Source organism: Brevibacterium sediminis (assembly GCF_013623905.1).
In the GTDB taxonomy this organism is placed as follows: domain Bacteria; phylum Actinomycetota; class Actinomycetes; order Actinomycetales; family Brevibacteriaceae; genus Brevibacterium; species Brevibacterium sediminis.
The window spans coordinates 15,457-38,897 of sequence record NZ_JABKDD010000001.1 but is presented as its reverse complement, the minus strand read 5'-3'; the positions used below and the strand labels follow the sequence as shown (position 1 = coordinate 38,897).

Annotated in this window: 19 protein-coding genes and 1 tRNA gene; 6 read left to right on the top strand and 14 right to left on the bottom strand. The window is 64.9% G+C overall.

Annotated elements, in window-relative coordinates:
• Positions 1-44 precede the first annotated feature (44 nt).
• Together HK108_RS00180 and mfd are read right to left on the bottom strand one after the other, a co-directional pair.
• On the bottom strand, positions 45-239 hold the full coding sequence (locus tag HK108_RS00180) for a CsbD family protein (RefSeq protein WP_139469666.1): 195 nt from the start codon (positions 237-239) through the stop codon (positions 45-47).
• Positions 240-359: 120 nt separating this feature from the next.
• The gene (gene mfd, locus HK108_RS00175; RefSeq protein ID WP_181270297.1) at positions 360-3,962 is read right to left on the bottom strand and encodes a transcription-repair coupling factor; all 3,603 of its coding nucleotides are present in this window, start codon (positions 3,960-3,962) and stop codon (positions 360-362) included.
• A 97-nt stretch (positions 3,963-4,059) separates the two neighbouring features.
• Between mfd and HK108_RS00170 the strand changes: the two genes are divergently transcribed.
• Positions 4,060-5,538 carry an arylsulfotransferase family protein gene (locus HK108_RS00170; RefSeq protein ID WP_181270296.1) on the top strand — a complete coding sequence of 493 codons (1,479 nt, stop codon included), beginning with the start codon at positions 4,060-4,062 and terminating at the stop codon, positions 5,536-5,538.
• 122 nt (positions 5,539-5,660) lie between these two features.
• A complete protein-coding gene (locus HK108_RS00165; protein ID WP_139469669.1) occupies positions 5,661-6,377 on the top strand; it encodes a rhomboid family intramembrane serine protease in 717 nt (238 codons plus the stop codon).
• Positions 6,378-6,420: 43 nt separating this feature from the next.
• Here the strand turns inward: HK108_RS00165 and pth are convergent, their stop codons facing one another.
• From pth to HK108_RS00135, 6 genes are all read right to left on the bottom strand, one after another.
• Complete coding sequence (gene pth, locus HK108_RS00160; RefSeq protein ID WP_172168632.1) at positions 6,421-7,020, bottom strand: aminoacyl-tRNA hydrolase; 600 nt, start codon at positions 7,018-7,020, stop codon at positions 6,421-6,423.
• 188 nt (positions 7,021-7,208) lie between these two features.
• Positions 7,209-7,853, bottom strand: a complete 645-nt coding sequence (locus HK108_RS00155; protein ID WP_139469671.1) for a 50S ribosomal protein L25/general stress protein Ctc — start codon at positions 7,851-7,853, stop codon at positions 7,209-7,211.
• Positions 7,854-8,001: 148 nt separating this feature from the next.
• Positions 8,002-9,018, bottom strand: a complete 1,017-nt coding sequence (locus tag HK108_RS00150) for an alpha/beta hydrolase (protein ID WP_181270295.1) — start codon at positions 9,016-9,018, stop codon at positions 8,002-8,004.
• 144 nt (positions 9,019-9,162) lie between these two features.
• Positions 9,163-10,134, bottom strand: a complete 972-nt coding sequence (locus HK108_RS00145) for a ribose-phosphate diphosphokinase (protein ID WP_025777652.1) — start codon at positions 10,132-10,134, stop codon at positions 9,163-9,165.
• Positions 10,127-11,584, bottom strand: coding sequence for a bifunctional UDP-N-acetylglucosamine diphosphorylase/glucosamine-1-phosphate N-acetyltransferase GlmU (gene glmU / locus HK108_RS00140; protein WP_181270294.1), 1,458 nt, complete (start codon positions 11,582-11,584; stop codon positions 10,127-10,129). Before glmU ends, HK108_RS00145 begins: the two co-directional genes overlap by 8 nt.
• 32 nt (positions 11,585-11,616) lie before the next feature.
• Positions 11,617-11,688, bottom strand: a tRNA-Gln gene (locus tag HK108_RS00135).
• Positions 11,689-11,752: 64 nt separating this feature from the next.
• Between HK108_RS00135 and HK108_RS00130 the strand changes: the two genes are divergently transcribed.
• Positions 11,753-12,145, top strand: a complete 393-nt coding sequence (locus HK108_RS00130) for a hypothetical protein (protein WP_139469675.1) — start codon at positions 11,753-11,755, stop codon at positions 12,143-12,145.
• 121 nt (positions 12,146-12,266) lie between these two features.
• A complete protein-coding gene (locus tag HK108_RS00125; RefSeq protein WP_181270293.1) occupies positions 12,267-14,816 on the top strand; it encodes a UvrD-helicase domain-containing protein in 2,550 nt (849 codons plus the stop codon).
• Positions 14,817-15,005: 189 nt separating this feature from the next.
• On the opposite strand, the gene HK108_RS00120 is transcribed toward HK108_RS00125, so the two are convergent.
• The 4 genes from HK108_RS00120 to purN form a co-directional block, all read right to left on the bottom strand.
• A complete protein-coding gene (locus HK108_RS00120; protein WP_139469677.1) occupies positions 15,006-15,188 on the bottom strand; it encodes an antitoxin in 183 nt (60 codons plus the stop codon).
• Between the two features lie 136 nt (positions 15,189-15,324).
• Positions 15,325-15,666 carry a DUF3017 domain-containing protein gene (locus HK108_RS00115; protein WP_181270292.1) on the bottom strand — a complete coding sequence of 114 codons (342 nt, stop codon included), beginning with the start codon at positions 15,664-15,666 and terminating at the stop codon, positions 15,325-15,327.
• Position 15,667: 1 nt separating this feature from the next.
• A complete protein-coding gene (purH, locus tag HK108_RS00110; protein WP_181270291.1) occupies positions 15,668-17,212 on the bottom strand; it encodes a bifunctional phosphoribosylaminoimidazolecarboxamide formyltransferase/IMP cyclohydrolase in 1,545 nt (514 codons plus the stop codon).
• Between the two features lie 48 nt (positions 17,213-17,260).
• Positions 17,261-17,884 (bottom strand): phosphoribosylglycinamide formyltransferase, encoded by a 624-nt coding sequence (purN, locus tag HK108_RS00105; protein ID WP_139469680.1) that lies wholly within the window; start codon positions 17,882-17,884, stop codon positions 17,261-17,263.
• A 102-nt stretch (positions 17,885-17,986) separates the two neighbouring features.
• Here purN and HK108_RS00100 point away from each other — a divergent pair, with 102 nt between their 5' ends.
• Entirely contained in the window at positions 17,987-18,439 is a 453-nt protein-coding gene (locus HK108_RS00100) for a hypothetical protein (protein WP_101545186.1), read from the top strand.
• Positions 18,440-18,605: 166 nt separating this feature from the next.
• Here the strand turns inward: HK108_RS00100 and HK108_RS00095 are convergent, their stop codons facing one another.
• Entirely contained in the window at positions 18,606-19,940 is a 1,335-nt protein-coding gene (locus tag HK108_RS00095) for a cell division protein PerM (protein ID WP_181270290.1), read from the bottom strand.
• A 115-nt stretch (positions 19,941-20,055) separates the two neighbouring features.
• Between HK108_RS00095 and HK108_RS00090 the strand changes: the two genes are divergently transcribed.
• Entirely contained in the window at positions 20,056-21,864 is a 1,809-nt protein-coding gene (locus tag HK108_RS00090; RefSeq protein WP_181270289.1) for a hypothetical protein, read from the top strand.
• 137 nt (positions 21,865-22,001) lie between these two features.
• On the opposite strand, the gene HK108_RS00085 is transcribed toward HK108_RS00090, so the two are convergent.
• Positions 22,002-23,420 carry an amidase gene (locus HK108_RS00085; RefSeq protein ID WP_181270288.1) on the bottom strand — a complete coding sequence of 473 codons (1,419 nt, stop codon included), beginning with the start codon at positions 23,418-23,420 and terminating at the stop codon, positions 22,002-22,004.
• Positions 23,421-23,441 lie beyond the last annotated feature (21 nt).

Here is a 23,441-nt window from a genome sequence, read left to right as displayed (position 1 = left end):
ACGAAAGACCCCCACCGCAGAAGCGGTGAGGGCCGATTCGTCGGTCACTTCGAGAATTTGTCCTTGACCGAGGCACCGAGGTCCTTGACCGACTCGCCGACGTCTTTGGCCTTGGCCTTGAGCTGATCGGTGGCACCTTCGGCCTTGAGCTGGTCGTCACCGGTCACATCGCCGACGGTCTCCTTGGCACGGCCGCCGAGGTCTTCGGCCTTGTTCTCGAACTTGTCGTCAACACCCATGGGGATTCTCCTTAGTAGACAGCTGCGTGATTTGCACTTGCTGCGGATGTCTCCGCGTTTCGCACTCTACGCCACCGCCCTGGCTCGTGGGCCGAACAGCGGTGAACAGTCGGAGAGTTCTCAACCGTTCTTCGCGGCTCCGGCCTCCGTGACTTCCGTGGCATCCGACTCGACGACAGGCAGGATGGCGTCGAGGAACTGGTGCGCCCACCGCAGGATGTCCGAATCGGTCATCTCCTTGGAATCGAATCCGGTGCCCGCCATCGGCTTCGGGACGAGGACCGAACGCAGCGCCGGTTTGAGCAGAGACTTCGGGTACAGACGCTTGAGCCTGACCACCTGGGAGTCGGAGAGTTCGACGGGTCCGAAGCGGATGAAGTTGCCCTGCATGACGATGTCGTTGACCCCGGAAGCGCGGGCGCGGATGCGCAGCCGGGCGACATCGGCAAGGACACCGACGGGTTCCGGGTAGGGGCCGTAGCGGTCGATGAGCTCGTCGAGGACTTCCTGCAGTTGTGCTTCGTCCGTCGCCGCGGCCAACTTTCGGTAGGCCTCGAGACGCAGTCGTTCGTGGTCGACATAGTCGGCCGGCAGGTGGGCATCGACGGGCAGTTCGATGCGCATGTCCGCCTCGGGTTCGGTCTCCTCGCCGCGGAATTTCGCCACGGCCTCTCCGACGAGTCGGACGTAGAGGTCGAAGCCGACGCCTTCGATATGGCCGGACTGCTGGCCGCCGAGCAGATTGCCGGCCCCGCGGATCTCGAGGTCTTTCATCGCCACCTGCATTCCGGCACCCAGTTCGGTATGCGCGGCCAGAGTCGTCAGACGATCGTGTGCGGTCTCGGTCAGCTGAGTGTCCGGCGGGTAGAGGAAGTAGGCGTAGGCGCGTTCACGTCCACGTCCCACGCGTCCGCGCAGCTGATGCAGCTGGGAGAGCCCGTACTTGTCGGCGTTGTCGATGATCAGCGTGTTCGCATTCGCGATGTCGATTCCTGTTTCGACGATCGTCGTGCACACGAGCACATCGTATTTCTTCTCCCAGAAATCGACGATGACCTGTTCGAGTCGGGTCTCGTTCATTTTGCCGTGGGCGATGGCGATTCGCGCCTCTGGCACCATTTCGGCGATGTGTCCGGCGACTGCTTCGATATCGCGGACCCTGTTGTGGATGTAGAAGACCTGTCCTTCGCGCATGAGCTCGCGTCGGATCGCAGCCTTGATCTGCTTGTCTTCGCGTTTGCCGACATAGGTCAGCACCGGGTGCCGCTCTTCCGGAGGTGTGGCCAGGGTCGACATCTCGCGAATGCCGGTCACCGCCATCTCCAGGGTGCGCGGGATCGGGGTCGCCGACATGGCGAGGACGTCGACGTTCGTCCGCAGCGCCTTGAGAGTCTCCTTGTGTTCGACGCCGAAACGCTGCTCCTCGTCGATGATGACGAGTCCGAGTTCTTTGAACCGCACCTCGCCGCTGAGCAGTCGGTGGGTGCCGATGACGAGGTCGAGCTTGCCGTCGGCCAGATCCTCCTTGACCTTCTCCGATTCCTGCTTGGTCTGGAACCGGGAGAGGGCGCCGATGGTGACGGGGAATCCCGAGTAGCGTTCGGCGAAGGTCTCATAGTGCTGTTGGACGAGCAGAGTAGTCGGCACGAGCACGGCGACCTGCTTGCCGTCCTGGATCGCCTTGAACGCGGCACGGACCGCGATCTCCGTCTTCCCATAGCCCACATCGCCGCAGATCAGACGGTCCATCGGCACGGTCTTCTCCATGTCCGATTTGACCTCGTCGATGGTGGTCAGCTGATCGGCGGTCTCGACATAGTGGAAGGCGTCTTCGAGTTCGCGCTGCCAGGGAGTGTCCGGCCCGTAGGCGTGGCCGACGGTGGCCTGGCGGGCCGAGTACAGTCGGATGAGTTCCCCGGCGATCTCCTTGACGGCCTTGCGGGCTCTCGCCTTCGTCGTCTGCCAGTCGGCGCCGCCCATCTTGTTGAGGTTCGGGCTCTCCCCGCCGACATAGCGGGTGACCTGGTCGAGAGCATCGCTGGGAACGTAGAGACGGTCGCCGGGCTGTCCGCGCTTGGCAGGCGCGTATTCGATGATGAGGTATTCGCGAGTGTGCTTGTTCGCACCTCGGCCCGTGGTCCGCTGCGTCATTTCGACGAAACGTCCGACGCCGTGCTGATCGTGGACGACGTAGTCGCCGGGGGCCAGATTGAGCGGGTCGACCTGGTTGCGTCGACGGCGGGTGGGCAGCTTGCGCATATCCCGCGTCGAGGTGGCCGCCGCCCGACCGAGCACATCGGCCTCGGTGAGCACGGCGAGTTTGAGATCGTCGAAGACGAAGCCGCCGAAGGACGCGGCCGTCGTCACGGTCACCAGGGCTTCGGGCAGATCGGTCGGGTCGTCGACGAACGAGGCGGGCACTCCGGCTTCGGAGAACACCTCGACCATGCGTCGGCCCGGACCCTGGCCTTCGGTGAGCACGAGGATGCGCCACTTGTCGTGGATGAGTCCCTTGACGTCGGCGAGGATCGCTTCGACGTCTCCGGCATAGCCCTTCGGGATGCGGGCAGGAACGGAGAAGATGTTCTCCTCGGGACCGGCGAGCTCCTCGTCGGTGGCGAATCCGCCGATCTCCCACCAGGCCAGGCCGATGAGGCGAGCGCCTTCGGCCATCTCGGCCACGGTGCGGAAGCTGGCGGCCGACAGGTCGATCGGGGTCTCTCCCCCGCCGGCGGCTCCGGTCCAGGCGGCTTCGAGGAATTCGTTTGTCGTCTCCACGAGGTCTGCGGCGCGGGCGTCGACGCGTTCGGGTTCGGTGATGATGATCTTCGATCCAGCCGGCAGCAGGGCGATGATCGGCTCCATTCCGTCGGCGAGGACGGCGGAGAGCGATTCCATTCCTTCGACGGCGACTCCGCCGGCGATCTTGTCGAGCATATCGGCGGCGCTGGGCACATCCTCGGCGAGTTCCGCGGCCCGCTTCCGCACCGAATCGGTCAGGAGCAGCTCCCGGCACGGCGGTGCCGATAGGCGCAGGGGTTCGTCACCGTCGTCGGTGGGGATCGAGCGTTGGTCGCTGACGGAGAATTCGCGGATCTCGTCGACCTCGTCTCCGAAGAACTCCACACGCAGCGCTCGCTCCGAGGTGGCCGGGAAGATATCGACGATTCCGCCGCGCACAGCGAATTCGCCGCGTCTGGAGACCATATCGACTCGGGAGTATGCGAGTTCGGTGAGCCGTTCGGCCAGATCATCGATCTCGTATTCGTCGCCGACGGCGAGCTCGACCGGCTCGATGTCGCCGAGTCCCTTGGCCAGGGGCTGGAGGAAGGCGCGCACGGGCGCGATGATGAAGGTCAGTTCCCGGCCGGGAGTGGGGTGGGCGAGGCGGCGCAGCACCTCAAGGCGCTGGCCGACGGTGTCCGACCGCGGAGACAGCTTCTCGTGCGGCAGGGTCTCCCAGCTGGGGAAGATCGCGATCGATGCCGACGGCACCCAGTCGGCCAGCGCCTGGGCGAGGTCTTCTGCCTCACGTGTCGTGGCGGTGACGATGAGCTGCGGCGCCGAGGCGGCCCCGTCGGTGGTGACGGTGCGGCGCAGGATCGACGGCCACAGTCCCTTGATCGCATCGATCGTGCCACCGTCGGTGTTCGCGTCGTTGAAGGCCGCGACGAGTTCGGTGATGGTGGGATTCCGGCGGGTGAGATCGAGTCCGTTGAGCACCCGAACAGTCTAGGCCACGCGGCTGACACGACCCATTCGGCGCCCTCTCGGCAAGGCCCGAGGACCACGGGAGTCGAAAACGTGTGAGGATGAGCATATGGCCATGAAGAGAACCGTCCTTGCAGGTTTGGCTGCGGCGACGCTCCTGCTCGCAGGGTGCACGGCCGATGCCGATGACGACATCGCTGTCGCCGAACGGTGGGACTTCCATTCCCGCCCCGAACTCGCCCCGCCGAAGGTCGATATCGACTCCGGGGCCTTCCCCGACGACAACGGAGACCTGGAGACCTTCCTCGCCCCGAAGGGACAGACGCAGGCCGATGACACGTCCTGGGTGGGCGGGCTCATCCTCGACTCCGCCGGTGACCCGGTGTGGATCAGAGACGACTCCGAAGCGCTGTGGGATCTGCGCGTCCAGGAATATCAGGGGAAGCCGGTGCTCACCTGGTGGGAGGGACTGGCCGAGACCCCGCACACCGCCGGCGAGGTCGTCATCCTCGACGACTCGTATCAGGAGATCGCCCGTGTCGGCATGGGCGGCGAGCTTCCCAAGGACACGTCCGACCTGCACGAGACGACGATCACCGCCGATGACACCATGTTCCTCATCTCCTATGTGAAGACGCAGACGGATCTCAGCTCAGTCGGCGGAGCCGAGGACGGCTGGGCCTGGGAGGGCATCGTCCAGGAGGTCGACATCGCAAGCGGTGATCCCCTGTTCGAATGGCGCTCCCTCGATGCCGTACCCATCGATGAGACCGAGACGGAGCTCAAGGAGGGTGAGGGCACGAAGGACGAACCCTTTGACTACATCCACCTCAACTCCGTGTCCGAGGACGACGACGGCAGGGCTCTCCTCGTCTCGGCGCGCAATACCCACGCTGTCTACCAGCTCGACCGGAAGAGTGCCGATCTCAACTGGGTCCTCGGCGGCAAGGCCTCGGACTTCGAGATGGGCGAGAGCGCACAGTTCGCCTGGCAGCACGATGCCCAGCGCCGCTCCGATGGGACGCTGACCCTGTTCGACAACCACGCCGCGCCTCGGCTCGGCGACACCCGCGGTCTGCGCCTCGACGTCGATGAGAAGAAGAAGCGCGCCGAGGTGGTCACGGAGTATCCCGCTCCCGACGACCGTTCGTCGGGCAGTCAGGGCAACTTCCAGGAGCTGCCGGGCGGCAACGTCGTCCTCGGCTGGGGTTCGGAGCCCTACATCTCCGAGTTCTCCAAGGACGGAAAGCTGCTCGCCGACCTCACCTTCACCGGCGGATCGAACTACCGCGCCTACCGCTTCGACTGGCATGCCCAGCCGACTGCTCCCCCGACGGCCACGAAGTCACAGCCGCAGTCCGACATCACTCGGGTGCACATGAGCTGGAACGGTGCCACCGAGGTGGCTTCGTGGAGGGTGCTCAGCGGTGACGACGAGGAGCACCTCGTTGAGAACACCGAGGTCGAGCGCACCGGTTTCGAGACGGCGGCGGACATCACCCCGAACGGTTCGACGATCATCGTCGAAGCTCTCGACGCGGATGGCAAGTCCCTCGGGTCGACCAGAGCGGAGCCTCAGAACAGATAGTTTCGGGAGTTGGACCGGTCGTGAATATTTCGAGGCGATAACGGGCCTAACGGAACGATCACGATTGCCCGGAAGGCCCGGATGTTCGGGGTTCTCCAATCTTCATCACCCACAATTGGAACATGACCGACCACTCCCCCCGTTTCTCCGCCGAGGAATCCCGACTCCTCTTCGGCCCTGACTCCACCGACTCCGGATCTCCCCACTCCGGCCGTTCCGCGAATCCCCCGGTTGCGCACCTGAACACCACCGTCGACCGGCCGCATCTGCTTTCCCGGTTCGCTCCGGTGCTGATCGTCCTGGCCGTCATGTGGGTCATCGAGATCGTCGATGCGATCCTCCCCGTCGACCTCGACGTCTTCAGTCTGGAGTCATGGAATCCGCTCTCGCTCTACGGCCTGGTCACCTCGCCGCTGCTGCATTCGGGATTCGGCCATCTGCTGGCCAATACTTTCCCGTTCCTCGTCCTCGGCATCGTCATCGCCTTCGAAGGCAAGCGTCGTTTCTGGACGGTCACGGGCATCACCGCGCTGAGCTCCGGGCTCGGGGCGTGGCTGACCACGCTGCCCGGCCAGCACATCGTCGGTGCGTCCGGCATCGTCTTCGGATTCTTCGGCTACCTCGCGTTGCGCACCTGGTTCACCGATGACCTGCTGCGCAAGATCATCTACTTCACCATCGGCCTGTTCATCTTCGTCACCTACGGCGCATCGATGATCTTCGGCATGCTGCCGCAGACGAACGACATCTCCTGGCAGGGCCACCTGTTCGGATTCGCCGGCGGCATCTTCGCCGCATGGTGGCTGCACCGTCGCCCGGAGAAGCAGAAGACGGCCTGAGTCCCGGGCAGCGCCCGCTGCTTGGTCAGCACCCGAGGTGCGATCAGCGGGAGTGGAACTTCTGCTGCATGTCGGTGAGCCCGTTGACGATGACCTCTTCGACGGCATCGGCGAGGTCGGAGACGAACATCGGCAGGGTCGTGCGCTCGTCCTTCGAGAACGGGCGCAGCACATAATCGGCGGTGTCCTGTCGCCCCGGAGGGCGTCCGACTCCCGCTCGCACCCGCAGATAGTCCTTCGTCCCCAGCACCGAGGTCATCGAACGCAGACCGTTGTGCCCGCCCTCTCCCCCGCCGAGCTTGGCTTTGATGGCATCGAAGGGGATGTCCACATCGTCATGGACGGCGATGATCCGGTCAGTGGCGATTCCGTAGAAGTCAGCCAGCGCGCGCACCGGTCCGCCGGATTCGTTCATATATCCCGTCGAGGTGGCCAACACCACCCGCGGACCGGGCAGTCCCGGGACGCTGCCGCCGGGCAGCCGCCCGGTGCCGACGTTCGCACGCAGCTTCGTCCGCGTCAGCGTGGTTCCGATGCGGGAGGCGAGTTCGGCGATGACCATCTGTCCGATGTTGTGCCGTGTCGTTTCGTACTTGGGGCCGGGATTGCCCAGTCCGAAGACCAACCATGCTTCGTTCGACATTGCCGTCCTTGTCCGTCCTGTCCGCGCCCGCTGACCGAGTGGTGGGGCTTCTGCTCGCCGCGGGGCGAGAGGTGCGCCGGGTTCGCTCTTGAGAAACGCATTCGGTGGGCCGCCCAACAGGCGGCCCACCGAACAGCGTAGTCAGTCAGTGCTCCTCACGGCACGTTGAGTGCCGGGAGGAGAGAAGATCACTCCTCTTCGGAGGTCTCTTCCTCACCGGACTCCTCAGCGGCCTCTTCCTCGGTCGACTCTTCAGCAGTCTCTTCCTCGGCGTCGGACTCGGTGTCCATCTCGATCTCTTCGGAGACGTTGACGATGAGCTGCTCTTCGTCGGCGATGAGCTCGACGCCTGCAGGCAGTTCGACCTGACCGGCCAGAACGTGCTCGCCGGCGGGACGGCCTTCGATGGAGACCTCGATGAGCTCGGGCAGCTTGGTCGCATCGGCCTTGACGGCGATGGTCGACTCTTCCTGCGAGACCATGGTGCCGGGGGCGGCTTCACCGATGACGTGGACGGGCACGTCGACCTCGATCTTCTCGCCGCGCTTGACGATGATGAGGTCGAGGTGCTCGATATCACGACGGACGGGCTCGATCTGGACGTCGCGCGCAATGGCGAGGACGTTCTTCGATCCGTCGGTGCTTTCGATCTCGAGCAGCGCGTTGGCGTGCTTGAGAGCCAGCATGGTGGCGTGGCCCTCGAGGGACACGTGCACGGGGTCTCCGCCGTGGCCGTAGATGACAGCGGGGATGCGTCCTGCGCGGCGGATGCGGCGCGCTGCGCCCTTGCCGAACTCGTTGCGAGCTTCGGCCAGAAGTTTGAAGTCAGCCATTTTCTCTCCTTCGTGGTGAACTTACCTTCGAGCACCACGGCGAAACAGCCTGAGCACCCACGCGAATCACGAACCCGATGGGTTCGTTTCGTGGGGCAGGACCGCGTCGATCACGGAGACATCAGTCTCCCTCGCCGAGGCAACCCGACTAGTCTACGGCACCGTCCGTTTCGGCACCAATCCGAGAGGTCACGGCTGCAGCGCACGCATCGATTCCGGTTTCGGTGAGGAGGATGTCGTAATGGTTCGTCCCCTGCACATCGACGATGTCCATCTGCGGCCATTGCCGAGCGAAGTCGTTGGTCGTCTCCGGCGGGTACAGGCCCGGTTCGGCGGCGACGAGGTCGCGCTCGGCGAAGAGGAAGACCACTTCGGACTGGGTTCCGTCACTGCCCATGATCGTCTCCAGGGCATCACGGTAGGCGGAGCCGGTGTACATGTCGGCCGAATCGGCCTGCATCGCCTCCACCGACGTCGACGGTTGGAACGAATGGTCGTCCTTGGCCGCCAGATCGTAGACGAAGCTCTCGGTCGCCACGGTGTCGAGGCCGTCGACGAAAGCGGGGTGAGCGGCGAAGAACGCCAAGTACTCCTCGACGCTGCCGAAGGTCATCGACAGCCGCTCGGCGGCCGGGCCGAGGACGGCGGCGATGAGATCATCGGTGTCGAGGTCCTCATCGTTGAGGTCGTCGACGGGGCCGTCTCCATGGGGCTGCCCCACTGGCAGGGGAAGTCCCCCGTCGATGAGGACGGGGCCGCGGAAACGGCGAACCGCCTCGGCGCCGGTGTCGACGTTCGGCTCAGCCGACATTCCGGCCAGGGTCATGGCGACGAAACCGCCCATGGAATGACCGACCAGGGTGACCGGCCCCTCCGGGGCGAAGGCATCGAGCACGGCGGTGACATCCTCGGCGTGGGCGGCCATCCCGAACGGGCCGGGCAGGGTACGCGAGTCGGCTCGTCCGCGCAGGTCGGGCCCGATGATGCGGACGCCGGGCAGTGCGGAGACGAGGCCCGCGAAGAACAGGTGGTTGGAAGTGATGCCGTGGATGACGCACACGGTGGGCACGCGCCCGGGGCCGCTCGCCACCGGCTCCCACACTCCCACGGACAGCTGCCCGCCGGGGACGTCCACGCGGTACCGGTTGTAATCGTGTGAGGACATCGTCCCTGATCCCTTCGCCGAAGTCTTGCCTCCAGTGTAGGACCTCACGGCAGTCCAGACGATGCGAACCCCGAGCCGCATCGACTCGGGGTTCGCATCAGATCCGGCGCAATTGCGCGGATCACGGGGCCTCAGCCTTCGGGATCAGACCTCGAAGAGACTCGTGACCGATCCGTCTTCGAAGACCTCGTGCACGGCACGAGCGATGAGCGGGGCGATCGAGAGCACGGTGAGCTTGTCGAAGATCTTGTCTTCGCTCAGCGGCAGAGTGTTCGTGACGATGACCTCTTCGGCCACGGAGTTCGACAGGCGTTCGACGGCCGGGCCGGAGAACACGGCGTGGGTGGACACGACGATGACGCCCTTCGCGCCGGCGGCCATGCAGGCATCGGCGGCCTGGACGATGGTGCCGCCGGTGTCGATCATGTCGTCGACGAGCACGCAGGTGCGGCCCTCGACCTCACCGACGACGCGGTTGGCCTTGGTCTCGTTCGGTCGGGTGATGTCGCGGGTCTTGTGGATGAAGGCCAGCGGCACTCCGCCCAGCGAGTTCGACCAGTTCTCCGCGACCTTGATGCGGCCGGCGTCGGGCGAAACCACGGCGAGGTCGCCGGGGTACTTGTCCTTGACGTAGCCGGCGAGGATCGGCATCGCGATCAGGTGGTCGACGGGACCGTCGAAGTAGCCCTGGATCTGCGCGGTGTGCAGGTCCACGGTGATGATGCGGTCGGCACCGGCCGTCTTGTACAGATCGGCGACGAGCCGAGCGGAGATGGGCTCGCGTCCGCGGTGTTTCTTGTCCTGCCTGGCGTACGGGAAGAACGGTGCGATGACGGTGATGCGCTTGGCCGATGCACGCTTGAGGGCGTCGACCATGATCAGCTGCTCCATCAGCCATTCGTTGATGGGAGCGCAGTGGGACTGGAGGACGAAGACGTCGCTGCCGCGCACAGACTCGGAGTAGCGGACGTAGATCTCGCCGTTCGCGAAGTTGTAGATGTCGGTGGGGAGGAGTTCGGTCCCCAGATTCTCCGCGACTTGCTCGGCGAGTTCGGGATTTGCCCGACCGCTCACCAGGACGAGCTTCTTATCGCCCGCCGTCGTTATCTCATTCACTGATCCGTTCCCCTTCGGATGCGTTTTCGGCCGCCTGCGCTGCAGGCGTGCCCGGACGGTTTGTCTGAACCCAGCCCTCCAGGTTGCGCTGTGGGGCCACCGAGATGGCCAGCGCTCCTGCAGGGACATCCTTGCGCACCGTCGTGCTCGCACCCGAATAGGCGCCGTCGCCCACGGTGACAGGGGCGACATACATATTGTCCGAGCCCATGCGTGCATGCTTGCCGATGACGGTGCGGTGCTTGTTGACGCCGTCGTAGTTGACGAACACCGAGGCGGCTCCGATGTTCGAGCCCTCCCCGATCTCCGCATCGCCGACGTAGGAGAGGTGGGGCACCTTCGCACCCTTGCCGATATCGGCGTTCTTCGTCTCCACGAAGGTGCCGATCTTTCCGGACTCGCCGAGCTTGGTGCCCGGACGCAGGTAGGCGAACGGTCCGACGTTGGCTTCCGGACCGACGACGGCGAGTTCACCGTGGGTGCGCACGACCTTGGCGTTCTCCCCCACCTCGGTGTCCTTCAGCGTGGTGTCGGGGCCGACGACGGCTCCGGCGCCGATGTCGGTGGCGCCCAACAGCTGGGTGCCGGGCAGGATCGTCGCATCGGCGGCGATGGACACGTCGACGTCGATCCACGTGGTGTCGGGGTCGATGATGGAGACACCGGCACGCATGAACTTCTCGCACTGCCGGCGGTTGAGCTCCTTGCCGAGGTTCGCCAGCTGCACGCGATCATTGGCTCCCTCGACCTGCCACAGGTCGTCGGTGGCCGTGGCGGCGACGGGGCGGCCCGCCTCACGGGAATGTCCGATGACGTCGGTGAGGTACTTCTCACCCTGCGCGTTGTCGGTCGTCAGCGCGGCCAGGCCCTCCTTGAGCGCCGCGGCGTCGAAGGCGTAGATACCGGAGTTGATCTCACGGATGGCCCGTTCGGTCTCGCCGGCGTCCTTCTGCTCGACGATGCGCAGCAGGGATCCGTTCGCGTCGCGGACGATGCGGCCGTACCCGGTCGGGTCGTCCACCTCGGCGGACAGGACGGTCACGGCGTTGGCGTTGGATTCGTGGATCTCGACGAGGCCGTTGATGGTCTCCGTCGTCAGCAGCGGCACATCGCCGTAGGTGACGACGACGGTTCCGCTGAGGTCCTCGGGCAGCTGGGTGAGCGCACATTCGGTGGCGCGGCCGGTGCCCGGAACCTCATCCTGATCGGCGATGAGCAGGGTTCGCTGGGAGGACACGGGAAGGGAGTCGAGGTGGGCGACGAGCTGATCGCGCTCATGGCGGACGACGACGATGAGGTGCTCGGGAGAGGTTCCGGCCGCTGCGGCGACGGAGTGATGGAGCAGGGAGCGTCCGCCGATGGGATGCATCACCTTGGGAAGAGCCGACTTCATTCGAGTGCCTTGGCCCGCTGCCAGAACGATGACGGCGGTCGGATGAGTCTGCGACATAGTTGAATCCTTCGCATGTCGGGTTGGGCCAGCTCCGCCCATAGGATTCGAACCTATACTGCACGGCTCCAAAGGCCGGCGTGCTGCCATTACACCAGGGCGGAACAGCGTGCACCAGTAGAGGGGCCCGCGCTCACGAGACACCATCATGCCACTACGATTAACTGTATGGAAATTCTACGCGAGATTCTTCTGACCCTGCATCTGCTGGGTATGGCCATCATCGTCGGTGGCTATTTCACCGTCATCCGCTCCCCCAAAGTGATGCCCGGAATGCTCCACGGCGCCTATCTGCAGCTGGTCACCGGCCTGCTGCTCATGGGGCTGGCCGAGATGGGCGATGGCGACGTCAACCATATGAAGCTCGGCATCAAACTGGTCGTGGCGATCCTCGTCACTGTCTTCGCGTTCATCGGCAACAAGAAGCAGAAGGCCTTCGCCGCCTCTGCGCCTGCAGAGGGCGGGGCAGGCGTGAAGGTGGCGAACCCGTCGGCGACCATGGCACACCTGGTGGTGGCCTTCGCGGTCATCAACGTCATCGTGGCCGTCTTCATCCACTGACCCTCCCCAATTACTACCTGACGGCGGCTCAGCAACCTCGCGCGAGGTTGCTGAGCCGCCGTCAGGTAGTTCTGAGGGGTGTGAGCTCGTGTCTGAGGCTGACGGTATCGTTGGTGGCGACATGACTGCTGCAGCTGAACACACCGACCATGCCGCCGGCGCCGACTCCCGAGCGGCCGAACTCCTCACCGGACTCAACCCCAGGCAGCGCGAGGCCGTGATCCATACGGGATCCCCGCTGCTCATCGTCGCCGGAGCCGGATCGGGCAAGACGACGGTGCTCACCCGACGCATCGCCTACGCCTTGGCGACCGGTCGCGCCCACCCCGGCGAAGTCCTGGCGATCACGTTCACGAACAAGGCCGCGAAAGAGATGGCCGAACGCGTGTCCTCGATCGTCGGCCCTGCCTCCCGCTCCATGTGGGTCTCGACCTTCCACTCCTCCTGTGTGCGCATCCTCCGCCGCGAGGCGAAGGTGCTGGGCATGAAGTCGAATTTCACGATCTACGACGCCCAGGACGCCCAGCGACTCGTCGCCCAGATCCTCAAGGAGCTCGGCCTCGACACGAAGAAGTACGCCCCGCGGGCCATCCTGCACCGAATCTCGAACCTCAAGAACGACCTGCAGACCCCCGACGACTTCATCCCGCGGCCCAACGATCCCGCCGACGAGGTGCTCGCCGACGTCTTCAAGCGCTACACCTCCCGTCTGCGGCTGGCCAATGCCTTCGACTTCGACGACCTCATCGCGGAGACCGTCCACCTCTTCGGCGCCTTCCCCGAGGTGGCCGATTCCTACCGGCGCCGGTTCCGCCATATCCTCGTGGACGAGTACCAGGACACGAACCCTGCACAGTATGCGCTGATCAAAGCCCTGGCCGGTGACGGCGCAGGAGGGCCGACGGGTGCCGAACTCACCGTCGTCGGCGACGCCGACCAGTCGATCTATGCCTTCCGCGGCGCCACGGTGCGCAACATCGTCGAGTTCGAGAAGGACTTCCCGAACGCTGACACCATTCTGTTGGAACAGAACTATCGGTCGACGCAGAACATCCTCGACGCCGCCAATGCCGTGATCGCGAACAACGCCGACCGCCGGGAGAAGAAGCTGTGGACCTCGGAGGGTTCCGGCGAGCAGATCGTCGGCTGGGTGGCCGAGAACGAACAAGGTGAAGCCCGGTTCATCGTCGATCGCATCGATGACCTCATCGACGAGGAGAAGTACACCTATGGTGACTTCGCCGTGTTCTACCGCACGAACGCTCAGTCGCGCGCCATCGAAGATGCGCTGGTCCGTTCCGGAATCCCGTACAAGGTCGTCGGCGGCACCCGCTTCTACGAGCGCAAGGAGATCAAGGACGCCCTCGCCTACCTGCGCGTCGTCGCCAACCCCGATGACGACGTCAATCTGCGCCGCATCCTCAATGTGCCCAAACGCTCCATCGGCGACCGCACCGAGGGCATCATCGCCGACTTCGCCGACCGGGAGAACATCAGCTTCTTCACCGCCCTGGGCCGCCTCGACGAGATCCCGCACCTGAGTTCACGCGCCCTGACCTCGGTGCAGAAGTTCTACGACCTCATGCAGGATCTGCGCTCCACCGCCGAGTCCTCCCCGCTCTCCCGGGTCATCGAGGCGATCCTCGAACAGTCCGGTTACCTCGAATCGCTGCAGAAGAGCACCGATCCGCAGGACGAGTCCCGTGTCGACAACCTCGCCGAACTCGTCGCCGTGGCCGAGGATTTCGTCGCCACTCGGGAGGCTGCCGCGGTTGCGGAACCGGAGACCCCGGATGACAACGACACCAACACAGACACCGGCACTGAGGCGACCGCCGTGCCTGAGACGACCGATACAGAGACCGAAACCGCCGCCAAGGCGGTCGACCCCGACGTCGATGACGTCGGTTCCGCAGACGCCTCCGCTGCACCGGGCGTCGGCGCGGCGGCCATCGATCAGTTCCTCGAACAGGTGGCTCTGGCCTCGGACACTGATCAGATCCCCGATGCCGAACTCGGTCAGATCACACTGATGACTCTGCACACGGCCAAGGGACTCGAGTTCCCGGTGGTCTTCCTCACCGGACTCGAAGACGGAGGATTCCCGCATTCGCGTTCCTTCGAGAATCCGCAGGAGCTGTCGGAGGAGCGGCGTCTGGCGTATGTCGGGCTCACGCGTGCACGGCAGCGTCTGCTCGTCACTCGCGCCGAGACCCGGAGCATGTGGGGTCAGCCTCAGTACAATCCGCCGAGCCGGTTCCTGTCCGAGATCCCGGAGAACCTCATCAATTGGGAGAACACGGGCAGCTTCTCCGGCGGGTTCGCTTCGGGCGGCTTCGGTTCCGGAGGTTTCGGCTCCGGCGGCTATTCGTCCGGATACTCGGGAGGATCACGCGGCTTCGGGTCGTCACGGTCGTCCGGTGGCAGCTCCCGCTCACGCTCGAGTGCGAGTTCGTCGACACCGGTTGCCGGATTCCCCAATCGGATCCGACCCAATCGTGAGGTCATCTCCGTCGAGGTCGGCGAGAAGGTCTCGCACGAGTCCTTCGGGCTCGGCACCGTCACCGAAGTCAACGGTGTCGGAGACAAGACCGTGGCCGTCGTCGACTTCGGTTCGGCCGGATCGAAGCGGCTGCTGCTGCGCTACGCCCCGATCGAAAAACTCAGCTGAGGCAACGGTGCACGTGGATGCACGGCCAAGCCGTGCATCCACTGCACTGAGCCGTTCGCTCGCGCAGCGGTGCCACTCGTGCCCCGATAGTTGGTATCGACTGACGCTAGCCAGAACACAAGAAAGCGCCGAGGAGAATCACATTCTCCTCGGCGCTCATCCATGCCGGACGCGGCTATGGATTAAAGATCATTCGTTGCCGAGCTTGTCATCGGCTCCGTCGCGACCCTGATTGATCTGGTCTTCGAACTTTCCACCGGTGACATTGTTGGCTGCGTCCGAGGCCTTGTCCAGGCCCTGGTCGCTGATCTCTTCACCCTTATCGCTATTCAAGGCGTCCTTGGCTTTGTTAGTAAGATCGTCGAGTCCCATGCTGTCTCCTTTCATCGGAAAAGGTTCGAAGCGAACCTCTGACGCCACTCACCTTGCCACTATTGTCGACGTGACGACACCTGCGCGTCCCCTTTCTCAGCGAATGTACATAAAGAACGTCGCCGAGACCGACTCCTCAGCGGGTCAGCGGTACGAGGAACGCAAGCCCGACCAGCAGTCCGGCGAACACCAGACAGGTCGTGATGTCGACGACCTTCGACCGATTCGCCCACACTTCGGTCCACGGCGGCGGCATCGCTCGGAACCCGGCGAGACCGGCAGGAACGACCGCGAGGACGACAGCACCGAGGCGGAAATCGATGACGGAGCACGCCGCGGCGGCGACGACGCCCAGGAGACAGCCGAGCAGCACCCAGTCACGCCGAGTGGGATGCGCGTATCGCCGTTTCCAGTAGATCCATCGCTTCGCGATCGGCCCTCTCCCCCGCCGTGCGTGGCGGGGGTGAGTCCGCTTCATCTCAGTGGAAGAAATGGCGGCTCCCGGTCAGGTACATCGTGATCCCTGCCGCCTCCGCGGCCGCGATGACCTCATCGTCGCGGATCGATCCGCCGGGCTGCACCACGGCGGTGACTCCTGCGTCGATGAGGATCTGCAGACCGTCGGGGAACGGGAAGAAGGCGTCGGAGGCTGCGACCGCACCGGTGGCGCGTTCGGCTCCGGCACGTTCGACAGCGAGTTTGGCCGAGTCGACGCGGTTGACCTGCCCCATACCCACACCCACCGAGGCTCCCCCCTTGGCGAGCAGGATCGCGTTGGACTTCACAGCCCGTCCGGCCTTCCACGCGAATTCGAGATCCGCGAGGACCTCGGGTGCAGCTGCCGGACCAGCGGCCAGGGTCCAGTTCTCGACGGAGTCGCCGTCCGCCTGGAAGGCGTCGCGGTCCTGTACGAGGAACCCACCGCTGATCGGCTTGACCTCGTCTGTGGGCACATCGATGTCGCCGAGTTCGAGCAGTCGCAGGTTCTTCTTCGTCGTGAGGATCTCAAGTGCCTCGGCGCTGAACGACGGAGCGGCCAGGCATTCTGTGAAGATCGGCTTGATCGATGCTGCGAGCTCTGCGTCGACCTCGCGGTTCGTGGCGATGACACCGCCGTAGGCCGACAGCGGATCGCATTCGTGGGCGGACTTGTGCGCAGCGGCAGCGGTCTCACCGACGGCGATTCCGCAAGGGTTCGCATGCTTGATGATGGCGACGGCCGGCTGCTCGAAGTCGAATGCCGCGCGGATCGCGGCATCGGTGTCCATGTAGTTGTTGTACGACATCGCTTTGCCGCCGAGCAGTTTCGCACCGGCGATTCCGGCGGTGCCGTCGGAGTACACGGCAGCAGCCTGGTGCGGATTCTCTCCATAGCGCAGGTCGGCGATCTTCTCTCCGATGAGGCCGGCGAATGCGGCCTTCTCATCGGTGGCGAGTTCCGCGGCGAACCAGGAGGCGACGGCCGCGTCGTAGGCGGCAGTGTGGGCGAAGGCGCGGGCGGCGAAGGTGCGGCGGGCATCGATATCGAAGCCGTCTCCGGCGGCTGCGTCGAGCACGGCCGAGTAGTCGGCCGGATCGGTCACGACGGTGACCGTGGGGTGGTTCTTCGCCGCCGCACGCACCATCGAGGGTCCGCCGATGTCGATCTGTTCGATGCAGTCATCGAAGCCGGCTCCGCTCGCGACGGTGTCGGCGAAAGGATAGAGGTTGACGACGACGAGGTCGAAGGGCTCGATCTCGAGTTCGGACAGCTGTTCCAGGTGCTCAGGCTTGCGGGAGTCGGCGAGGATGCCGGCGTGGACGCGCGGATGAAGGGTCTTGACCCGCCCTTCGAGGCACTCGGGGAACCCGGTGAGGTCTTCGACCTTCGTCACCGCGGCTCCCGCCTCGGCGATCTTCGCTGCCGTTGATCCTGTCGACACGATCTGGACTCCGGCGGCGTGGAGGCCGCGAGCCAGCTCCTCCAGCCCGGTCTTGTCGTAGACGCTGATCAGCGCTCTCTTGATCGCGCGGGTTCCTGTCACAGATCCTCCTCGAGGTTCGGTTGCCGGTCGGTTCTTCTCACGGCGGGGTCAGTGGGCGGTCATCGCCGAGGCGACATATCCGCGGACATGTCGCCCTTCGACGACGAGGTCGGTGTGGGCCAGATGTGCCAGCAGACGCACGAGCTCTTCGCGTTCCCGGGCTTTGATGTTCTCGTGCACGGTCTCCTCGGTGTCGTCATCGCCGATGGGCACCGCGTACTGAGTGATGATCGGTCCGGTGTCGACTCCGGTGTCGACGAGGTGAATGGTTCCGCCGGTCAGCTTCACCCCATGGGCGAGCGCGTCGCGGACCCCGTGTGCACCCGGGAACGACGGCAGCAGCGCCGGATGGGTGTTGATGATCCGGGACGGGAAGGCCTCGACGAAGCTGGGACCGAGGATGCGCATGAAACCGGCAGAGACAACCCAGTCCGGGGCGAGCTCGGCCACCGTGTCCTTCAGCGCCAGGTTCCACTCGTCGCGGTCGGCGAAGTCCTTGGGCCGGACGACGAAGGAGGGAATCTCATGCTGTTCGGCTCGGGTCAGGACCCCTGCGGTGTCCGAGTCGGCCCCGATGGCGACGATGTCGACTCCACGGGTCCCGTCGGCGAAAGCGTCGATGACGGACTGCGTGAGGGTACCGGATCCTGATGCCAGAAGAACGATGCGCACCCGCACAGTCTAACGTCTGCAGCACATGGACGATGCCCTGCTGTCATCGTGCGGACACGGCCCGCCGAGGCATTTGTCAGTCGACTGTGAGAAACTGATCCAGTGACGTCACCGCAGAATACCGAAGAGAAGAAGGCGCCGACTCCCGAAGAGGAGGCACAGGCCGCACCGGCACGACACGGGCTCGTCCTGATACTGCTGATCCTCGCCTCGGTGCTGACGTTCACGTATCAGCTGCCGTTCAAGCTCGCCGCCATCGGCTTTGCCATCGCCGCAGTCGTCTGGTCGGTGAAGTACATCGTCGCCGTCGTCAAGACCAAGCAGCGCCGGAACATGTCCTTGGGCATCCTCGGCGGTCTGCTCAGCATCTACCTCATCTTCTCCACGATGTCCTCGGTCATCCTCTGGCCGGTGCAGTCGAAGTACGAGGAATGCCTGCGCGACGCGATCACGCAACAGGCGCAGCTCTCATGCTCGAGTGAGTATCAGTCGGGTCTGGGTGACTGGTTCAAGCAGGTCACCGGCCAGGATCTCGATCTGCCCGGCACCAAGTGATCCACGGGGCCACGGTCCAGGTCATTCAGCGCTGATCCCCTCACCGAGGATGTCCTCGGTTCACGCCTGACCCGTCACCGAGGCGGACTTCCGTTCGCGCCACAGCCGCGGTGAGTACGCTGCCTCACCGAGGCAGCCCAATCCGTCACCGAGGCGGCGCCCTCGTCTAACGCGGTTCGTCTTCGTCGACGATGTCGTCGGCGAGCGATTCCGGTTCGTCCTCATCGAACGCATCCGTTGTGCGGTCCTCTTCGAACGCGCCCGCTGTGGCATCCTCGTCGTCGGGGTACTCTTCGTCATCCTCGGCGAATTCGGAATACTCGGCGTGCAGACCGGAGAGTCTGATCAGCAGAAGGCCGGCGGCCATTCCCACACCGATCCACCCAGTGATCGCCAGCGCCGACGTCAGGGCCGAGGGTCCGAACCCGGAGAGACCCAGCGGGCCCAAGGCCCCACCGGCGAACAGTGCGAGCACCTCGAGGGCGACGAACAGTATCCCGATTGCAAGCCCCAGTCCCATCCACGACTGTGCGGCGATGTCGCGGGCTCGGTCGCGGCCGAGGATGACGCACAGCAGACCGAGCAGCACGAGAAGCGCCGGTGCGGCCGCCGTCCAGGCGGGATAGTCACCGTCCAACAGCTGCAGCACGTGCACATCGGGCACGGGCGCTGAGGTCGAAGTGAATGCAGAGCTCGTCCCGGCCCCGCCGATGCTCACTCCCGTCCCGGCGGTCCACGACAGGGCTGAGAAGAGGATGCTCGGGGCGAAGAGCGCCTGAACGACGATGAGACCGATGCCTGCGGCGACCGGTGAGCTGTAGACCTGCACAGTGTCGGCGACATCGCTCCAGCGGATCACGATTCCGACGACGAGCACGATCGCACCGAGTGCCGCAGCGGCCCACAGCAGACGGCGTGCGAGTCCGACGGAGACAGTCCAGGTGTCATCGGCGATCACGGCCAGTCCGGGGATGTCACCGATTCCTCGCACCCGAATGAAGGCCCACGCCACAGCCGTGACGAGGAAGAGGAAGAGCCGAAGGAATCCGAGCGGAGTCACCGTGGCCTGGCCGACCAGGACCGCCGCGACGAGCAGAGGAGCGGCGTAGGCCACGACGAAGGTGCCCAGAGCTGTACCCATGAGCGCCCACCATCCGCCGGGATCGTCGTCGCTCTCGGCCGGGCTGTCCGCTGCCGTGCTGCGGGCGACTCGTTTGGCCCCCGTTGCCACCAGCAGCCACAGGCCGACAGTCACGAGGCTCGGCGCCAGCGAGAAGTCGAATCCGAGGGACGAGACACTCAGTCCTGACACCGTCCCCCACAGTGCGAACGCCCATTCGGGAATCGCCGAGTACGGCAGCTGCGAGCCGAGCCCGATGATCCAGAAGACGATGGCGACGACGAATCCCGCGGGAACGACGATGAGGTCGATCTTCACGACTTCCATGAGGGCTGCGAAGATCGTCCGACGGTAGGGCTGAGGGTGAGGAGAAGTGTGCATCAGGACCATTTTCGCCTAACCCGGCTCGGCTTCCCGGTATTGACCACGCGATTCCCTGCTCCGGGAAGTACAATTGCGCCAGGACAGGCTTGTACACGCAAAGGATGACCCCACGATGAGCAACGGGAACGATCACCCCAATTTCCCGCCACCACCCAGCGAGCCTCCGGAGAGCAGCGGGTCGAAGCCCGAGTCGGAGTTGCCGACGGATGAGGGCCTTCCGGGTTCGGTCTCCGATGACGCCCCCACCGCAACCGGCGGTTCGGCTCAGTCCGGAAGCGGTTCCTCGGTGCCCGATGACCAGGCACCACCCTTGGGAGCTCCGGGCAACGATGCGCCGGAACGACCGACGGTCGCTCCGGCTGCTTCTCAGCAGAACCAACCGCCTCAGTATTCGGGCCCCGGCGCCCAGAACGATCAGTCCTTCAACTCCGGCCAGCAAGGCGGAGCCAACGTTCAGGGCGGCCCACAGGCGGGTCCCTATCCCGGTGCCCCGTCTCCGAGTGACCAGCCTCAGAACGGGCAGTATCCGAACAACCAGTACCAGAGCCCGCAGCAGCCGAACGGCGGCTACCCCGGGGCTCAATCGCAAGGCGCTCAGCCGCAGGGCGTCCAACAGCCAGGCGGTCAGTATTCGAATGCGGCATATCCGGGGGCGTCTAATCAGCCGTACCCCGGCGCTCAGGACCAGCCGGGCCAGTTTAACTCCGCCCAGAACCAGTCCGGGCAGTATCAGACGGGGTCGGGTCCGAACGCCCAACAGACCGGTTCCGGTCCATCCCAGGCGATTCCGCAGCCTGCACCGGCTCCGGGTTTCGCCGGCGGTCAGAGCACCGCGACGCGTGCCGACAATCGCCCCGATAAGAAGAAGAGCAAACTTCCGCTCTTCATCACCCTCGGTGCGGTCGCGCTGGTCATCATCCTCGTCCTCGTCGGGTTCTTCGTCATCGGCAGCGTGAACAAGAACAAGTACGGACCCGACAAGGTCGCAGAGGACTACGTCGAAGCCCTGAACAAGGGTGATTTCGCAGCCGCGGAGAAGATCGCCCCCTCGACACGGCCTGAGGGCACGAACCTCGATCTGCTGCAGAAGGAATTCACCGATTCCTCATCGGCGAAGATCGAGAAGGCCAAGGTCGAATCGTCGAAGACCGACGGGGACAAGGGCACCGTCGTCGTGTCCTACGAGCTCGACGGCAGCCCCTACAATGTGGAGCTCTCTGCGACGAAGGACGGCAAACAGGACCTGTTCTTCGACAAGTGGACGATGAAGGGCCCCGACCTCAACGTCATCTCCCTCGATATCCCCGCTGCCGACGGTCTCGCCGTCAACGGCGAGGACTACAAGGCGAAGTCGGGCACCACGTCGTTCGCTGTCTACCCCGGCAGCTACGACTTCACGATTCCGAAGAGCAAGTGGATCTCCGAAGCTTCCGATACGGCCAAAGTGAACTTCCCGAAGGCCTTCGCCCCCGGCGGACAGCCGAACAAGGGCCAGGTGTCCCCCACCACCCTCAACCTCGATCTGTCCCCGACCGGCGCCTTCGACAAGGAAGTTCAGAAACAGGTCGAGAAGGAGCTCAAGAAGTGCTTCGACAACAAGAGCATCGAGCCGAAGTGCGACTTCATCAAGTACGACCCGACCGAGATCCCAGTCGGCGGTTCGGACAAGAAGCTCGATGATCTGGCGAAGAAGAACACCGCCAAATGGGACATGAAGGAGATGCCGAAGGTGAAGGCCAGCTTCGGCGCCGGAGACACGAACACCGGCTCGTTCTTCACCGAGAAGCCAGGCAAGTTCAACTTCTCCGTCGACGGCAAGAGGGCCGGCTCCTCGTACTTCTCCAACGGCAACTCCCTGTCGGTGTCCGGAAGCGTGAAGATCGACGGAGACAAGCTCTCGGTCGAATTCTTCGACTTCTGACCCCAGGGTCCACCGCCGACACGGTGCACCTCACCTCCCCGAGGTGAGACACCCACCGTCACCGAGGCGACGTCCAAGTCACAGCGGGCCTGTGACGACCGATTCCCGGTCGTCACAGGCCCGCTGTCGTCGTTCTCTCAGACTCCGACCGACCGAGTCGGCAGCTCGAGGTCGGCCGCGGCTTCGAACCAGGCACCGGCGGCCATGACGAGTTCGTCGGCGAACCGTCGTCCGGCGATCTGCACTCCGATGGTCCGACCGTCGTCCATGGATCCGGCCAACACCGTCGCCGCAGGCTGTTCTGACATGTTGAACGGCATGGTGAACCCGATATGCCCCATCGGTTCGTGCACCTGCGGGTACGGCATCGGCTGCTCGGCCGGGAATGCCGCTTCCGGAGCTGTCGGCGAGATGACCAGGTCGAACTCGGCAGTTGCTTCGACCGTCCGCCGCCGGATCTCCTGAACGCTGTGATAGCAGCGCATCAGGTCGACTCCGCTGGTATCGGCTCCGTCCTGTGCCCACTGCTGGATATAAGGCAGAATGAGCGCCTGTTCGTCGACAGGCAGCGCCTTGAGGTCGGCCCACGACCGGACCCGCCAGAACAGATCCATGTCGCGGAGGTGATCATCGTCGATGAAAGGATCGACCGTGACGATTTCTGCACCGGCCGCAGAGAACCTCTCTGCCGCCTCGGTGACGGCCGAGCGCACCTGCGCCGCTGCGGCGACCCCGCACCCGGCGTCGAGCTGCACGCCGATGCGCAGTCCCCGCGGGTCGAAGGCTCCAGCCGAGTCGCTGCCCGGCAGAGACTGCGCATCATCGGCGGCGAAGCGCGGCAGCCGCGAATAGTCGCGATCGTCCGGGGCGGAGATGATGTCCATGGCGGCTTTGACGTCGGCCATCGTCCGCGCCAGCGGTCCCGCACATCTGCCCAGGTAGGGGGCGTCGAGAGGCACGCGGCCGAAGCTGGGCTTGAGCCCGGCCAGACCGAGCCACGTGCATGGCAGGCGGATGGATCCGCCGATGTCGGAGCCGATGTGGATGGGTCCGTATCCGGCGGCTGCCGCGGCTCCGGCTCCGGCGCTCGACCCTCCGGTCGTCAGGCTCGGGTCCAGCGGTGAACGGGTGATTCCGTGCAGAGAGGACACTCCTGAGGAGAGCATTCCCCAGTCGGGCATCGTCGTCGACCCGAGGACGACGGCTCCGGCTTCTTCGAGACGCTCGGTGATCGGGGCATCGTGGCCGGCCACCGGCATCTCCACCCAGGCGTGGCCGCTGGGCAGCGGAACTCCGCGGCGGGCGATGTTCTCCTTGATCGTCACGGGCACCCCGTCGAGGTCGCTCAACGGTCGTCCCTCTCGCCAGCGTGCTGCGCTGGCAGCGGCGGCGTCCCGGGAGCGTTCGTCGTCGCGGTGGAACAGGGCGTTGATGGTCGGTTCGCAGTCGTCCATGCGGTCGACGACCGCGGAGTGCACCTCGACCGGGTCGAAGTCCCCGCCGGCGAATCCGGCTGCCATTTCGGCCGCGCTGCGGTCGGCAAGCGATGTGGTCATATGCTGCCCTTTCTCTCGATG

Coding starts and splice junctions, on each gene's coding strand:
- HK108_RS00180 (WP_139469666.1), bottom strand. CDS start 239: ATGGGTGTTGACGACAAGTTCGAGAACAAGGCCGAAGACCTCGGCGGC.
- HK108_RS00170 (WP_181270296.1), top strand. CDS start 4,060: ATGGCCATGAAGAGAACCGTCCTTGCAGGTTTGGCTGCGGCGACGCTC.
- HK108_RS00165 (WP_139469669.1), top strand. CDS start 5,661: ATGACCGACCACTCCCCCCGTTTCTCCGCCGAGGAATCCCGACTCCTC.
- pth (WP_172168632.1), bottom strand. CDS start 7,020: ATGTCGAACGAAGCATGGTTGGTCTTCGGACTGGGCAATCCCGGCCCC.
- HK108_RS00155 (WP_139469671.1), bottom strand. CDS start 7,853: ATGGCTGACTTCAAACTTCTGGCCGAAGCTCGCAACGAGTTCGGCAAG.
- HK108_RS00150 (WP_181270295.1), bottom strand. CDS start 9,018: ATGTCCTCACACGATTACAACCGGTACCGCGTGGACGTCCCCGGCGGG.
- glmU (WP_181270294.1), bottom strand. CDS start 11,584: ATGTCGCAGACTCATCCGACCGCCGTCATCGTTCTGGCAGCGGGCCAA.
- HK108_RS00130 (WP_139469675.1), top strand. CDS start 11,753: ATGGAAATTCTACGCGAGATTCTTCTGACCCTGCATCTGCTGGGTATG.
- HK108_RS00125 (WP_181270293.1), top strand. CDS start 12,267: ATGACTGCTGCAGCTGAACACACCGACCATGCCGCCGGCGCCGACTCC.
- HK108_RS00120 (WP_139469677.1), bottom strand. CDS start 15,188: ATGGGACTCGACGATCTTACTAACAAAGCCAAGGACGCCTTGAATAGC.
- HK108_RS00115 (WP_181270292.1), bottom strand. CDS start 15,666: ATGAAGCGGACTCACCCCCGCCACGCACGGCGGGGGAGAGGGCCGATC.
- HK108_RS00095 (WP_181270290.1), bottom strand. CDS start 19,940: ATGCACACTTCTCCTCACCCTCAGCCCTACCGTCGGACGATCTTCGCA.
- HK108_RS00090 (WP_181270289.1), top strand. CDS start 20,056: ATGAGCAACGGGAACGATCACCCCAATTTCCCGCCACCACCCAGCGAG.
- HK108_RS00085 (WP_181270288.1), bottom strand. CDS start 23,420: ATGACCACATCGCTTGCCGACCGCAGCGCGGCCGAAATGGCAGCCGGA.